Source organism: Mesorhizobium sp. ESP-6-2 (assembly GCF_020164675.1).
Lineage (GTDB): Bacteria > Pseudomonadota > Alphaproteobacteria > Rhizobiales > Rhizobiaceae > Mesorhizobium.
Genome location: NZ_JAIUGT010000011.1, coordinates 29143 through 44294 on the forward strand (window position 1 = coordinate 29143; position 15152 = coordinate 44294).

11 protein-coding genes are annotated in these 15152 nt (G+C 63.0%); 2 read left to right on the plus strand and 9 right to left on the minus strand.

Annotated elements, in window-relative coordinates; translation table 11 throughout:
• Positions 1-21 precede the first annotated feature (21 nt).
• The 3 genes from LB532_RS24780 to LB532_RS24790 all read right to left on the minus strand — a co-directional run bounded on the left by LB532_RS24780 (position 22) and on the right by LB532_RS24790 (position 3156).
• Positions 22-921: a carbohydrate ABC transporter permease gene (locus LB532_RS24780; RefSeq protein WP_140644124.1), complete on the minus strand. Its 900-nt coding sequence runs from the start codon at positions 919-921 to the stop codon at positions 22-24.
• Positions 921-1832 carry a carbohydrate ABC transporter permease gene (locus tag LB532_RS24785; protein ID WP_224557353.1) on the minus strand — a complete coding sequence of 304 codons (912 nt, stop codon included), beginning with the start codon at positions 1830-1832 and terminating at the stop codon, positions 921-923. The genes LB532_RS24780 and LB532_RS24785 overlap by 1 nt, the downstream gene beginning before the upstream one ends.
• Before the next feature lie 277 nt (positions 1833-2109).
• Complete coding sequence (locus LB532_RS24790) at positions 2110-3156, minus strand: NAD(P)-dependent alcohol dehydrogenase (protein WP_140644122.1); 1047 nt, start codon at positions 3154-3156, stop codon at positions 2110-2112.
• 353 nt (positions 3157-3509) lie between these two features.
• Between LB532_RS24790 and LB532_RS24795 the strand changes: the two genes are divergently transcribed.
• Entirely contained in the window at positions 3510-3695 is a 186-nt protein-coding gene (locus tag LB532_RS24795) for a hypothetical protein (RefSeq protein WP_140644120.1), read from the plus strand.
• Positions 3696-4257: 562 nt separating this feature from the next.
• Positions 4258-4659, plus strand: a complete 402-nt coding sequence (locus LB532_RS24800) for a hypothetical protein (protein ID WP_140644118.1) — start codon at positions 4258-4260, stop codon at positions 4657-4659.
• Between the two features lie 166 nt (positions 4660-4825).
• Here the strand turns inward: LB532_RS24800 and LB532_RS30245 are convergent, their stop codons facing one another.
• The 6 genes from LB532_RS30245 to LB532_RS24830 form a co-directional block, all read right to left on the minus strand.
• Entirely contained in the window at positions 4826-6337 is a 1512-nt protein-coding gene (locus LB532_RS30245; RefSeq protein ID WP_210239940.1) for an ABC transporter permease, read from the minus strand.
• Positions 6334-7368, minus strand: coding sequence for a glycine betaine/L-proline ABC transporter ATP-binding protein (locus tag LB532_RS24810; RefSeq protein WP_140644116.1), 1035 nt, complete (start codon positions 7366-7368; stop codon positions 6334-6336). Before LB532_RS24810 ends, LB532_RS30245 begins: the two co-directional genes overlap by 4 nt.
• Before the next feature lie 109 nt (positions 7369-7477).
• The gene (locus LB532_RS24815; RefSeq protein ID WP_140644114.1) at positions 7478-8443 is read right to left on the minus strand and encodes a glycine betaine ABC transporter substrate-binding protein; all 966 of its coding nucleotides are present in this window, start codon (positions 8441-8443) and stop codon (positions 7478-7480) included.
• Between the two features lie 153 nt (positions 8444-8596).
• Positions 8597-10153 (minus strand): trimethylamine methyltransferase family protein, encoded by a 1557-nt coding sequence (locus LB532_RS24820; protein ID WP_140644112.1) that lies wholly within the window; start codon positions 10151-10153, stop codon positions 8597-8599.
• Positions 10154-10167: 14 nt separating this feature from the next.
• Complete coding sequence (locus LB532_RS24825) at positions 10168-12633, minus strand: FAD-dependent oxidoreductase (protein ID WP_140644111.1); 2466 nt, start codon at positions 12631-12633, stop codon at positions 10168-10170.
• Positions 12630-15077, minus strand: coding sequence for an FAD-dependent oxidoreductase (locus LB532_RS24830; protein ID WP_140644109.1), 2448 nt, complete (start codon positions 15075-15077; stop codon positions 12630-12632). Before LB532_RS24830 ends, LB532_RS24825 begins: the two co-directional genes overlap by 4 nt.
• Positions 15078-15152 lie beyond the last annotated feature (75 nt).

Sequence of the window (15152 nt, forward strand, 5' to 3'; positions counted from 1 at the left end):
GTCGTTGTTCTCGTCGGGGCCTCACTCTTTCAGCGATCCGAGGGTGAGGCCCCGGACCAGATGCCGTTGAACCAGCAGGATAAAGATGAAGCTGGGAATGATCGCGGAGGTACCGAGTGCTGTGATGTAGCCCCACTCGGTCGCGGTCGAGGTGACAAAAGTCGAGATCTTCACCGGCACGGTGCGGATCGACGTTGTCAGGAACAGTGAGAGCAGGAACTCGGTCCAGGAAAAGATGAAACACAGCACAGCTGTCGCGGCGATGCCGCCTTTCACCATGGGTAGGACCACACGTCGAAAAGTCTGCCAGCGCGTCGCCCCGTCAATCAGCGCCGCCTCGTCGACCTCGCGCGGGACATCGTCGAAGAACGACTTCAAAAGCAGAACCGCCAGCGGCAGATTGATCAAACTGTGGACGAGGATGAGCCCTGTATAGGTGTCGCGCAAGCCGAGATCCCGAAACATGAAAACGACCGGGATGACGATGGCGATTGGCGGCATGAAGCGCTGCGAGAGAATCCAAAAAAGGAACGACTGCTGGCCGCTGAACTGCATTCGTGACAGGCAATATGCAGCCAGTGTCGCCAGCAACAGCGTCAGCGCCGTCGACCCAACGGCTATGATCGCGCTGTCGAGAAGCGACCGGCGTGAATCGTAGGAACTGGCGCCGCCCTTGATCACCCCCGCCGCCTCGCCGCCCTGTTCCATGCCTATGTCGACGCGCGAGACGCCAAGCAGGGTCACGCGGTAATTGTCCGGCGTCGGTGTGAAGCCCGTGTAGACCGGTCCGCTGCGGTCGAAGATCGCGGAGTAGGGTTTGATAGAAGACAGGGCCCACCAGGCGATCGGAAACATGAAGATCGCCACTACCATCACGGCGAGCACGTCTCTGGTGATCATCTTGGCGTGGGACGGTTCCATCAGAACCTCACCTTGAAAAGCCTGACGAAGACGTTCGACACGCCGATCAGAACGACGAGCACGATCAGCGACAGGGTTGCGGCGTAGGGGAAGTCTCCTGTGAAGTAGATACGGCCAGCATAGAACGAAAGCGTTTCGGTAGCGGTGCCCGGCCCGCCGGCCGTGATGATGTAGACGTAGTCGTAGATGCGAAAGAGATCGACGCCGCGGATCAGTACGGCGACCGCAATCACCTTGCGCAGCATCGGCAATGTAAGCCGCAAGAATGTCTGAATGCCGTTTGCGCCGTCGATCGCTGCCGCTTCGAAAGGTTCTTTCGGCAGCGCGCGCAGGCCTGCCAGGATGATGAGCACCATGAACGGCGTCCATTGCCATATGTCTGCCAGCAGGATCGCCAGCAAGGCGGTAACCGGCTGCGTCAGGATCGGCTGCGCCGGCGAGATCAGGTCGAGGGCGTAGAGGTAGAACGACAGGACGCCGAAAGAGCCGTCCTGCATCAGCAAGAACATCATTCCAGTCACGGCCGGCGGCACGACGAGCGGCAGCGTCATCAGCGCCCGCAGGATCCCATAGCCCTTGCGATCGGTATCAAGCAGCAGCGCAATGAGAATGCCGAGTGCAAGCTGAACGGCCAGTGCGACAAAGGTGTAGATCAGCGTCGTTTCCAGCGAGTGCCACATACGCGTATCCGAGAACGCGCGCGCCCACTGGTGCACTCCGGCAAAATCAAGCTGCCGGGAGACGACATTGCGTTTGTGAAATGACAGCCAGACCGAATAGGCGAGAGGATAGATGCCGAAAACCAGAAGCATCACCGTGATCGGCGCGAGCCAGGGAAAAGGATGCTCGGCCGTCATAAACCGGGGCAGGGCCCATCTGGACCTCTCTTGCGTGAAGGTCGCGGTGCTCACGCGCAAATCTCCGCTTGGTGACAGAGATGCATTGGCCTTCTCCTATCGGCCAGGGTCGTGCAAACTTGAACTTTTGTAAGTTTGTTGTGCCTTTTGTTAAGGCAGCGTGTGGGACGGGCGTCGAGTTGTCAAGTCAGATCGGCTCCACAGGGCGCTGCCGTCGCAACGGCGACCGTTACAGCCGGACCTGGATTGCTTTCTGGAACGCGACGGAATCAGCAGACCGGCTGCATCGAGGCGAATGGAGGTGCGCCAAACCTGTTTGCCGGCGCTCGCCTTAGTCCGGCAGTCTGATCTGCAGCTTCACGTCCGCCGGCCGGCCTTCGACCGCGCGGTCGAAAGCCGCGATGGAGTCTTCGAAGGGGAAGGTCGCCGAAATCAGTGGCTTGAGGTCGACCCGACCCGATCCCATCAGCGCGATCGCCCGGTCATATTGGTGGGCATAGCGGAAGACCGTCTCGATGCGGATTTCCTTGGTCGAGGCCGTAGCGATGTCGAACGCCACCGGCGCCACCGGCAGGCCGACCACCACCACAGCGCCGCCGGGTCGCGGCAGATCGAGCAACGTCTCCCATGCTTTGGACGAGCCGGAGCATTCAAAGACGACGTCGGCGCCCCAGCCGGCGGTCAGGCGCTTCACCTCCGCCGCCAGGTTCTTGTCGCGGATGTTGACCGGAACCACACCCTGGAAGCTTGTGGCGATATCGAGCTTGGGTTGAGCGAGGTCTGCGACGATGGCGCGGGAACAGCCGCCGGCAAGGGCGGCGATGGCCACCATCGTGCCGATCGGCCCTGCGCCAAGCACCACCGCCGTGTCACCCGGCGCGATCTTCGCCTTGGCCGCAGCCTGCATGCCGACGGCGAAGGGCTCGACCATCGCGCCTTCGGCGAAGCTGACATTGTCGGGCAATTTGAAGGTGTAGTTGGCGGGGTGAACGACATAGGGTGTCAATACGCCATGGATCGGCGGCGTCGCCCAGAACCTGACCGCCGGGTCGATGTTGTAGAGGCCGAGCCGGCTCGCCCGCGAATTGGGGTCGGGGATGCCTGGTTCCATGCAGACGCGGTCGCCGATCTTCAGATGCTCGACGCCTTCGCCTGTTTCCACGATGGTGCCAGCGGCCTCGTGGCCCAAGACCATCGGCGCTTCGACCACGAACGGGCCGATGCGCCCATGGGTGTAGTAATGCACGTCCGAGCCGCAGACACCCACCGTATGGATCTTGATACGAACCTCGCCCGGACCGACTGTCTGCGGCAGATCGATATCACGCAGCTTGAGTTGGTGCTGATCTTCAAGGACAAGGGCGCGAACGTTCGTCATCGACGTAATCTCCTCTAGAGCCCGCCGCTCTCGCTTCTCTAGGAACGGCTGCCGTCCTCGTCGAACAGCCAAGCGATGGCTGGTTGGATGTGGACCGCTGTTGGCAATCTATCGGACTCTGCTGGTCAGCGTCGATATGGCAAGCGTGGAAGGCTTCTACCGCTTCTGCGATCGTTCTTGAGTTTCTTGGAATCGCTCGAATGTCGATCGGGCCAGGCACTCTCTGACGGTCAAAACCGGCTACCGCACGGTAGTGTCTCAGGTTGAAATTTGAGGGCTAGGCGAAAACGCCCAGCCAGTTTGCTCCCCTAGGCTGAAGCGCCTATATGGTAGCGGCAAGCATGGGAGCTGCAATGGCCTTCACCGTCATTTGGTATGGGCGAAAAGGCATCATCGACAAGGTTATCTTTGACACTGAGAAGGTGGCGAAGGATCATGCAATCGCCATGTTCCAAACTCGGAGAGGTGACGACGGGGTCATATGCGTTGAGGTGCGCAAGGACAACGGGACTGTCGTCTTTAGCCATGCGGAGAACTAGTATGCGAACCGGACCTAAAGGGCCTAGATGCGCCCCGCCGATGTGATCGGCAACGCTGTCCGCGTCAGGCGCATTGCTACAGGCGAGGAATCCGACGACACGAAATGAACGAAGTCTTCAGCAGCTTGTTGTCTATGGATCTTACTAGCAAAGACTTTGTTCGTTAGCAGCATATTTGTCAGAATCTGGCGACTTGACCTACGGTGACTCGTGATCGGTCGTCGAACGGTTGCCGCGGCGGGCTTCGTTTGCGGCCCGACGATAGAGCCGACTTCGCCAGAGTTGGCCATAGGATGGCGGCCGACCGCAGGCTAACCGGCTGGCGTTATCCTGTGCACCGCGAATGTATAGCTTCGCTGCGCCGTCGGACGCGCCCGGCCGCGACAAGTCTGCCACCAAATCCAAGTGCCCTTCGCAGGACGCGCCTGGCGAGCATCCTGTTCGAGATGCAGGCGCTCCGCATCGGCTAGCCGCGCCAGCTTCCTATCCTGACACGAATGCGCAAACCATCGTGTTAAGCTCTGATCGTGTTACGTCACCGATCTGATAGCCATGAAAGCAAATGGGAGAGGTCGCCACGTCCAGGATCAACCGCCGCGCGTTGCTTCTCCACTCCGCCAGCGCAGTCGTCGCCTCGACGGCTGCGGCAGAAGCACTGGGCACAAAGCCGCCGGGCGGAAACTCCGAACCATCCAATAAGCTGAGTACACTGATTGAGGCGCACAGGACGGCATATGCCGCGTTCGTCAACGCCGTGCATGACATAGGCGGTGGCAGCAGCGGCTCTGACAGAGCCGGCCGGAAGGAGGAGGGGGCGCTACTCGCCATCTGCGGTTATGCTGCGATCGGGGAAGGGGATCGCCTGGTCAAGGCCCGATATCTTTTAGAGATCGAGGCGCGCGGTGAGCTCGATCTCGCAGCGCATATGCAGGCTGTTCTCCAATCGGCGATGTGGAAAGGATGATACGACGGGTGCGCGCGAACGATCCGGCTACCGAATGGCTGGTATGCGCAGCATTTCAGTCGATCTCAGTCCCTCCAACGACGCCAAAAGCGGACATCGCTTACTCAAAGCCTCTGGCTGGTCGCTTCATTTGGACCACGCCACGCCGCATCTATTGTTTGCGACCTCATTTTGGCCGGCCTTGGACGATGCGGTCGATCATCATGGCGCAGAGCAGTATGGCGAAGCCCGCGAGCAACCCTTGGCCAACGGCGGCGTATTGGAGCGCGTTGAGCACGTCCTCTCCCAGCCCCTTGGCGCCGATCAGCGAGGCGATGACCACCATCGAAAGGCACATCAGGATAGTTTGGTTGATACCGGCCATGATCGATGGCATGGCGAGCGGCAGATCCACCCGCGTCAGCAGGAACCATCGCGTGGCGCCGTAGGCCTGCGCGGCCTCGCGGATTGCCGGCGGAACACCTTGCAGGCCAAGCGCCGTCAGCCGTACGACCGGGGGCGTGCCGAAGATCAGCGTGGCAATGACGCCGGGCGGTTTGCCGATGCCGAACAGCGCGATCACCGGTATCAGATAGACAAAGGCCGGCATGGTCTGCATGAAGTCGAGCACCGGCCGCAAAGCAGTGTAGACACGAGGCCTGCGCCCGCACCAGATGCCAAGCGGGATGCCGATCGCCAGGCACAGCACCGCCGAGGTTCCAAGCAGCGCGACCGTTTCGAGGCTCTTTTCCCAAAAACCGAGCACCGCGAGATAAGCGAGCGCCGCGGCGGTGAAGATGGTTACGCGCGGCCCGGCCAGTTGCCAGGCGAGGATGAGGATGACCGCCATGGTCACCGGCCACGGCATACCTGTCAGCGCGAAGGAAAGCCCATCGAGCACCAGCGATATGCCGCCGGTGACCGCGCCGAAGAAGCCCTCGCCGGCGTGGGCAATTCCTTCCATAAGCCCGTCCAGCGCCGACGACAGGCCGGCCTGCCAATCACGGTTGGACGGCGCGGCCATGATCCAGGCGGCCGGCGTTGCCCAGGCGAAACGGTAGACGGAAAGCCCATAGGCCAGGATGCAGAAGACCAGCGCGCTGAGCGCAAGCGGATAATTCAGGCCATGCCGCAAAGCAGGGGTGGATCGCCAGCGGGCGAAGCGGCGTTCCAGCAGCCGGTTGCCAAGAAATCCGGCGGCGAGCCGCGCCAGAAGCAGCGTGACGAGGCCGGCGCCGATGAGCGGAGGCGCCTTGCTTCGGGCGGCTTCCGCCTGCAATTTCGCCGCGTCTGCGGCTCTCTGCAATGCCGCGGCGGACGATTTCAAGCCCTCGGCATTGTCCACGCCCGCGGCCTGCGCGGCTTTCGCCTGCTGACCCCGTGCCTCAGCCTGTTTGGTCAGCCGCTCGGCGCGCGCCTGCTCGGCGGCGCCGAGATTGCCGACAATGCCGATGCCGATCTGGACGACCGCAAGCATTTCGAGAAAAAAGACAATCCAGAACAGCACCGCGATGCCGCGGGCGGACGCCCAGACAGGGCCAAGCAGCGCCGCTGCGCCATTGAAAGGCCAGACCGGATTGCGCGCCCGCCGGATGCGAGCAAACCGTTCGACATAATAATGCGGGTTCTGAACGGCGAACTCCTCGACCAGACGGTTTTCCGCCAGCGGTTCAAGCCTCTGCGGATCATGGGCGTTCACGATTGTCCGCCCTTTCGCAATCCTTCCAGGAGAAGCTGCCTGTCGACCACCCCGACGACAATTCCCTCGCCATTCGCCACCGCCAGCGGCGCCTCGTCCTGCGCCGCGAATTCAACGAGTTCCCCCAGCGGCTGCTGCAAGCCGACCCGGCGCAACGACTTCAGGTCCGTCTGCGGGTGGCGCGCCCTGAAACGGTCCACTGGCTGCATGATGCGGCCGGCGGTGATCACTTTCAGGCGTGAAATGTCGGCGACGAACTTCGCGACATAGTCGTGCTTGGGCGCGGTGACGATCTCTTCGGGTGTATCGATCTGAATGATGACCCCGTCCTTCATGATCGCTATGCGATCGCCGATCCGGATTGCCTCATCCAAGTCATGAGTGATGAAGACCACCGTCTTGCCCATCGAGCGCGAGAGGGCCAGGAACTCGTCCTGAAGCTGCCGCCGGATCAGCGGGTCGAGCGCGCTGAACGGTTCGTCCATCAACAGGATCGCCGAGTCCGCCGCCAGCGCGCGAGCGAGGCCGACGCGCTGCTGCATGCCGCCCGAAAGCTCATGGCAGTAGCGATCGCCCCATCCGGAAAGATTGACCTTGGCAAGTGCTGCCTCGGCGACATCGAAGCGCTGCTGTTTGCTCGCCGCCTGGATTTCCAGCGGAAGCGCCACGTTGTCGCGCACTGTGCGATGCGGCAGCAGCCCGAAACTCTGAAACACCATGCTGACCTTGCGCGACCGGAGTGCCCTCAGCTCCGCCGGCGTTTTCGTTATGATGTTTTCGCCGTCGACGAAAATCTCGCCGGCGGAAGGTTCGAGCAACCGGTTGATATGACGGATCAACGTCGATTTGCCGCTGCCCGACAGACCCATCACGCAGAAGATCTCGCCGGGCGCGACCGACATGCTGACATCGGCCACGCCGACGACGCAGCCGAAGCGCTTGACCACGTCCTCCTTGTGCAATCGGTCGCGCAGGATGGAAGCCATGGCCTCCGGCGCGCGGGCGCCAAAGACCTTCCAGACGCCCCTCATGACAATAGCGCACGGAGCGACTGAGCCGCTCCGCTGGGACCTTGGGTCATTGGTCGACACAACGTCCACGCCTACAGCTCCCGGCCGCAGTTGCCGCGTGGTGCTCCCCTCAGTGGCCGAACCACTTTGCCACGTCGTCCGGATGATCCTTGATCCACGCCTTGGCGACCTCGTCGGCCGGCTTCTTGTCGACGATGATCGCGTATGCCCATTTCGAGATGTCGTCCGGGTTGAAGTTCATGCGCTCCAGCGCCGCAGTCAGATCCGGCTGGCGTTGCGCAAGCGAGGCAGCATAGGCAACATGCACCGTGGTGTCAGCATAGGCCGATGAGACCTTCGACTTTTCGAACCATTGCGGATCGTCGTTGGGCTGCACGACCACGAATTTCGCCGGATCGTTTTTCGGCTCGGTCAGGAACGCGAGCTTGTAGCGAGCGAAATTCTGGTGCGGGCTGTAGCAATAGCCGACCCATGGCTTGTCAGCCTTCGCCGCGCGGTCGAGCGAGGCTGCCGCAACCGCCTCGTCGGTGACCTGCAGATCGAAGAAATCGGCGAAGCCGTAGTCGCGCGCCCTGATCTTCTCGATGTTGGTCGACTGCCAGCCCGTCGCGCCGATCCACATTTCGCCTTTGCCGTCGCCATTGGTGTCGAACAGCTTGGCATTGTCCGGATTAGCCAGGTCGGAGACATCCTTGATGTGGTATTTGTCGACGGTGACCTGGGTGACGCAATAGCCTTGCTTGGCTTCGTAACCGTTCTGGGCGAGCTTCACGGTACTGGCGCCCTTGACGTATTTGTCGACCAGGCCCTGCTGGTTGGGCAGCCAAACATCCGGCCAGATATCGACCTCGCCCTTGTTGCGGCTCATCGCCTCCCAGATGACCGGAACGGCAGTGGTGGTCACCGTCGAAACCTCCAGCCCCAGTTCCTGCTCGGCCGCGTTCTTGATGACGTTCATGACCGCCGTCGCGGTGGCATAGTTCGGGTCGGGCATCGTCACGTCGGCGGCGAGCGCCGACGTTGCTGGCATCAGCAACAGTGCGCTGAATGCTGTTTCGAGAAGGTAGCGTTTCATGGTGTTCCCCAACGGTTGCGCTGATTTCGTTCAGTCTATCCATCAGGTTAGCGGAACACGCAGGCAATCCATCCCAAATTTCACCGCATAAGGAAAAACGATGAAGCGCATAAGATCATTGCTGCATGGCAACGTACTCCAACGCAGCCCACTCTAGAAATAAGCCTGGTCCGGCTCGCTGGCCTTGCGGTTGGCGATAAAGGCCTGGAGCGCTTCGTCGATGGCCGGATCAAGGCCCGGATCCTGGTAATCGTCGAGCAGCCTTTTCCATTGCCGGTTGGCGCGTTGCGCCGCGTCGAGGCGGCCATCCTCGTTCCATTGCTCGAAGGAATTGTTGTCGCTGCTGGTGGAGCGATAGAAGGCCGAAAGGAAGTTGGACTGCGTGTGGGCGCTGCCAAGGAAATGCGACCCCGGCCCGACCGCTTCGATCGCTTCCATGGCTTGTGCATTGAGCGACAGATCAATGCCCTCGAACAGGCTGGCGACCTTGCCGCAGAGATCGGCGTCAATGACCGTCTTCTCGAAGCCGGTGACCAGTCCGCCTTCCAGCCACCCGGTGGCGTGGTTGATCACGTTGGCGCCGGCAAACATCGACATCAGGATACCCCATGTCGCCTCTTGTTCGGCTTGTGCGTCGGGTAGCTTGGAAGCCGACAGCGAGCCGACGGTGTGGAACGGCACGCCGACGCGCCGCGCCAGCTGCCCGCAGGCGAGCACCATCTTGCCCGCCTCCGGCGTGCCGAAGGTCGGCGCGCCACTCTGCATCGAGATCGTGCTGGCAAAGCTTCCCATCAGGCAGGGCGCGCCGGGGTTGATCAATTGCACGAGGCTGAGACAGGCAAGCGCCTCAGCCAGCACCTGCGCCAGCGTGCCGGCGACCGTGCACGGGCTCATCGCGCCGGCCAGCGTCCATGGCGTGCAGGCGACCGGCTGGTTGTTGCGGGCGCAGACCTTCAGCGAGCCGGACATGTTGGCGTCGAGCACCAGCGGCGCATTGGTGTTGGAGACATTGTAGAGCACGGCGTTGTTGGCGACGAACTCCTCTCCGAACACGATCTTGGCCATGTCGACCGCGTCCTGCGCCCGTCTCGAACCGATGAACGCGCCCATGAAGGCGCGGTCCGAGTGGCGGATGTGGGTGTAGAGCATGTCGAGATGCCGCTTGTTGGCCGGCAGGTCGACAGGCTCGCAAACGACGCCGCCCGAATGATGCAGATGTGGGATCATCTGATGGATCTTCACCAGATCGCGGAAGTCGGCGATCGTCGCATAGCGGCGACCGCGGTCGAGGTCGTGGACGAAGGGCGGCCCCCAGGATGGGCAGAGCACCGTGTTGTCGCCGCCGATCATCACCGTGTTGGCCGGGTTGCGGGCGTGCTGCTTGAACTGCGAAGGCGCGGTGGCGCGGATGATCTTGCGGCACATGCCGGGATCGAAACGAACCCTGGTGCCCTCCACTTCGGCGCCCGCCTCGCGAAAGATGTCGAGGATCTCGGGGTCGTCATGGAACTCCATGCCGATCTCCTTGAGCAGCCGGTCGGCATTCGCCTCGATCAGGCTCAAGCCTTCCTCGTCGAGGATGTTGAAAGTGCCGATCCTGCGGCTGATGTAGGGACGCCGCGGCGCCTGCTGGGCGAGACGCTGGCCTTGCCTTCCGGCCCGGCCTCCGCTTCGTGGCGCCGGAGCGTTGATCGTCGCGTCCTCGTCCATTCTTGTCTCCGTGATCAGGCAGGCATGAAAGCAACAGGCGCACCGGCTTGAAGGCCGCGCAGCCGCAGATTGTCCGGATCGTAGGGAGCCCTCTTCAACTCCCGCGCCGCCAGTTCCTTGCCGAGGATCGAGACGGTCAGGCCTTCAGCCGCAACACTGGGCCGCAGATAGGCGAGCGCAACGATCTTGCCGGTGCGGAAGCCGTGGCTGCCGGAGGTAACGATCCCGACCGGGCGCCCCGCCTGCATCACGGCATGGGCGTAGAACGGCAGTCGCTCGCCGTCGTCATCGATCTCGAGCAGCACCATCGTCCACGAGCTTTTGCCGGTGCGCTCCAGCATCGCCTCGCGACCGATGAACGTCCGCCCGTCAGCCTTGACCAGAGCGCCCAACCCCGCCTCCAGCGGCGTGCGCTCGGTGGTCAGGTCGGCGCCCCAGGCGCGATAGCCTTTTTCCAGCCGCATCGCGTTCAGTGCGTAGATGCCGAACGGACGCAGGTCGAATTGCGCTCCGGCCTTGGTGATCGCCTCGTAGAGCTTGCCGAACTGCGCGAGCTGCACATGCAGTTCCCATCCGAGTTCGCCGGCGTAAGAAACCCGAAGCGCCGCCGCCTTGATGCCCGCCACCCGTATGATCTGAGCCGAAAGCCAGGGGAATGCCGCGTTCGACAGATCGGCTTCGCAGATCTTTTCCAGGAGGTCGCGGGCACGCGGTCCCATCACGCCGAGCACGCCCCGCCTTTCCGTGACGTTGTCGATCGTCACGCCTGGAAAGGTCGCGGCGCGCGAGCGCAGCAGATCCTCGTCATGTCGCTCGGCAAGTGCCGCGCTGGTCAGGTAGAACCAGCCATCGCCGAGGCGCGTCACGGTGAATTCCGACGCCACGCCGCCCTTTGCCGTCAGCACGTGAACGAGCCCGATGCGGCCATGGCGCTCCGGTGGCCGGTTGGCGCCGAGCGAAGCCATGAAAGCGCTGGCGCACGGCCCGCCGATCTCGAATTTGGAAAAGGCGGAAAGATCGATGGCGCCGACGCTGCCCTGCACGCCAAGACACTCGCCGCGCACCGCGTCGAACCAGCCAGGCTTGCGGAAGGTCAGCGGAGGATGACGGTCGGCGCCTTTGCCGGCGAACCAGTTCGGCCGCTCCCAGCCGTAGGCGGCGCCGAGCACCGCGCCCTGGCTTTTTTGAAGCTCCAGCGCCGGCGTCGTGCGGCGTGGACGGCCGGCTTCGCGTTCTTCGTTCGGATAATGGATACCGAATTGGAGGCCGAAGCCTTCGACCGCCTTGTCGATGCGATAGTCGCGGTCGGCATAGCTGCCGAAGCGGCGCGGATCGATGGCAAGGGCATCGCTGGGCGGTGATCCATCGACGATCCAGTCGGCGAGGAAGCGGCCGGCCCCGCCGCCTTCCATGACCCCCATGCTGGAGCCGGTGAGGAGCCATGCATTGCCAAGACCGAAAGCCGGGCCGACCAGCGGATTGGCGTCCGGCGTGAAGGTGATCGGGCCGTTGACCACCGTCTTGATGCCGGCATCAGCCAGTGCCGGCACGCGGTCCATTGCCAGCGCCATGATGTGCTCGACCCGGTCGAGATCGGGCGGCAGCAGTTCCATGCCGAATTCGGGCGGCACCCCGTCGACCGCCCAGGGCTGGGCAGACTTTTCGTAAGGTCCGACGATATAGCCGTCGCGCTCCTGGCGCAAATACCAGCTCTCCTCCGGGTCGCGGATGATCGGCAGCTCCTTGGCGCCGGTGGCGATCCGGTCGGCAATCTCAGGGACGGTATCGGTCACGACATACTGGTGCAGCATCGGCACCACGGGCAGGTCGAGCCCCATCATGGCGCCGATCTCGCGGCACCATGTGCCGGCCGCGTTCACCACATGCTCGGCGACAATGTCACCCTGCTGTGTGCGGACCAGCCACTCGCCCGATTGCTTGCGCTCGATTGCCAGCACCGGATTGTGGCGCACAATCTCGGCGCCGCGCGAGCGCGCGCCGGTGGCCATTGCGTTGGTCGCCAGCGTCGGATCTACATGGCCGTCATTGGGCTCGTAGATCGCGCCGATGATGCCGTCGGTATGGCAAAGCGGATAGATTTCTCTGAGCTCGCTGGGGCTCAGAATGTGGAAGTCGTGGCCAACGAACCGGCCGAGCCCCTGGACATGGCGGAATTCGTCCATCCGCTCGTGCGAACGGGTGATGCGCAGCGCGCCGCTGGCATGGAAGCCGGTCGGCAACCCAGTCTCGGCGGTCAGGATTTCGCGATAGAGCCGCACCGAATGGGCGCGCATCTCCATGATCGTCGCATTGTGGGCGAAATGCGTGCAGAGTCCGGCGGCATGCCAGGTCGAGCCCGCTGTCAGCTCCTGTCTCTCGACGAGCATGACGTCGCTCCAGCCGCGCTTGGCCAGGTGATAGAGCAGCGACACGCCCATGGCACCGCCGCCGATAATGACCACGCGGGCCAGTTGTCTCATGAATTTTCCTCCGCGCTTGCGCGCATGCGCGATCCGGTTGGGTCATAGGGTGGCTTTTCGAGTGGCCGCAGCCTGTAGCGTGTGCCGGCCACCGCGATCTGGTAGTCGCAGGCAAGCAGCTGCGTTTTCGTCTCGCCAGGATCACAGGCAACGTAGCCTAGGCAAAGGCTCAGGCCCGTGCGAACGCCGAGGCCACCTGACGTCGTCAAGCCGGCAAGTTTGCCGTCGCGGTAGATCGGTTCGTCATGCAACAGAAGCGGATTGTCGCCGTCGACGGCGAAATGCATGAGCCGGCGCTTCAGGCCATCGGCCTTCTGCTTCATCAAGGCATCGCGGCCGATGAAATCATCCTTCTTCCAGGCGATGGCGAAGGAGAGGCCCGCCTCCAGCGGCGTGTCTTTGGGCCCGATATCATGCCCCCAATGGCGATAGCCCTTCTCCAGCCGGCAGCCGTCCAGGGCATGGTGACCACAAAAGGTCAGGCCATGAGCGCCGCCCGCTGAGACGATCGTGGTAAGCAGGCTCTCGCCGTGTTCGACCGGCACGTAAAGCTCGAAGCCGAGTTCGCCGACAAAGCTGACACGTGTGGCCCGTACATTGGCGGTGCCGATGTCGATGCGGCGCGCAGTCGAGAACGGGAAGGCTGCGTCCGAAAGATCGGCGTCCGTCAGGCTCTGGAGCAGCGCGCGCGAATTCGGCCCCATAACCCCAAGAACGGCTTCTGCTGACGTGGCATCGAAGACCGAAACATCCAGACCAAGATCCTCTGCATGACGTGCGACCCAGGCAAGGTCCTTCTGCCTTGTCGCTGCGCCGGAGATGACGCGAAAGCCGTGCTCGTCGGCCCGCGTGACCGTCACATCGGCCTCGATGCCGCCGCGTGCGTTGAGCATCTGTGTATAGACGGCGCGGCCTTCCGGCCTATCGACGTCCGCCGCGCACAGGCTTTGCATCAGCTGGGTTGCGTTGCGTCCACGCACATCGATCTTGGTGAAGGGCGAAAGCTCGAACAGGCCAACGCCTTGCGCCATTCGTCCGGCTTCGGCCCTGGCTGCGCTCCACCATTTCTGAGCGCCGATGCAATAGCCGCGCGTCTCCGTGCCGCCGAACCAGAGCGGTCGCTCCCAGCCGGTCGGCGCGCCGAACGCAGCACCCGCTTCGGCGAACGTCCGGTGAAAGGCGGAACGCCGCAGGTCACGCCCGGCGGCCGCCTGCTTGTAAGGCCAATGTATGCGGAAGAGGTCGGCAACCGCTTCCTCCATCCGGACGCCGACGAAAGAGCGCGCCGCGGCGGCGCGGTCGAAGCGGACGATGTCAAGCGCCCACAGATCGAGGCCGGGCTCGCCGTCGACGATCCATTCGGCCATGGCCTTGCCGGCGCCCGCCGACGACATCATGCCTGTCGAGTTGAAGCCGGCGGCGACATAGAAGCCGCGCAGATAGGGCGACTCGCCCATCAGCGGCCGCGTATCGGGCGTAAAACTCTCCGGGCCGTTCATGAAGTGCCTGATGCCGGTTTCAGACAGCGCCGGCAGAAGTTTCAATCCGGCCGACATGAACGGCTCGAACTGCTCCCAATCCTCCGGCAGCTCAAGGAACGGCCTGTCGCCCGCCGGTCCGCGAACGTCGAAGATCTTGGCGTTAGGCTCGAACCCGCCCAGCACCAGCTTGCCGGAATCCCCCTTGATGTAGATGCCCTCGTCGAGATCGCGCAGGATAGGAAACGGATCCTGCAGGCCGGCGATGGGCTCGGTCACGACATACATGTGCTCGACAGCCTGCAGCGGCACCGGAACGCCGGCGAGAGCGCCGATATCGCGCGCCCAGGCGCCGGCGCAGTTGACGACAATCTCGCAATTGATGGTGGCGCCGGATGCAAGCGTGACGCCCGCGACCCGGCCATTTCGGGTCACGATGCCCGAGCACGCAGTTCCTTCTATAATACGGATGCCGGCGGCGCGTACACGCTTAGCGTAGGCGGCACAGATGTCGACCGGATTGGCCTGGCCATCCTCCTCGACCCACAGCGCGCCCTCGATGCCGTCGGCGACGATGCCACGGACGCGCTCCGCCACGCCCGCTTGATCGACGATTCCGACGCTCAGGCCGCAGACATCGCCCATATGCGCGATGCGCTTCAGTTCGTCCATGCGCTCCGCACGTCGCGCCAGCCACAGCCCGCCGGTGCGCCGATAGCCGGACGACTGCCCTGTAAGTTCCTCGAGGCGCGGAAACAGCTCGGTCGCGTATTGCGCAAGCCTTGTCAGGTTGAGGCTGGCGCGCAGCGGGCCGACAATGCCGGCCGCATGCCAGGAGGTGCCGCTGGTCAGTTGATGCCGTTCCAGAAGGACGACGTCGCTCACCCCAAGTTCAGCGAGGTGATAGGCTATGCCGAGGCCAATGATGCCGCCGCCAATGATCACGATGCGTGCGCTGTCATTCACCTGGTGAGGTACCTTCGCTGGATGGATCGGCGCGATCTTTTCCGCTAAGCCTCTTGCGCTCAACCAAAATTTCGC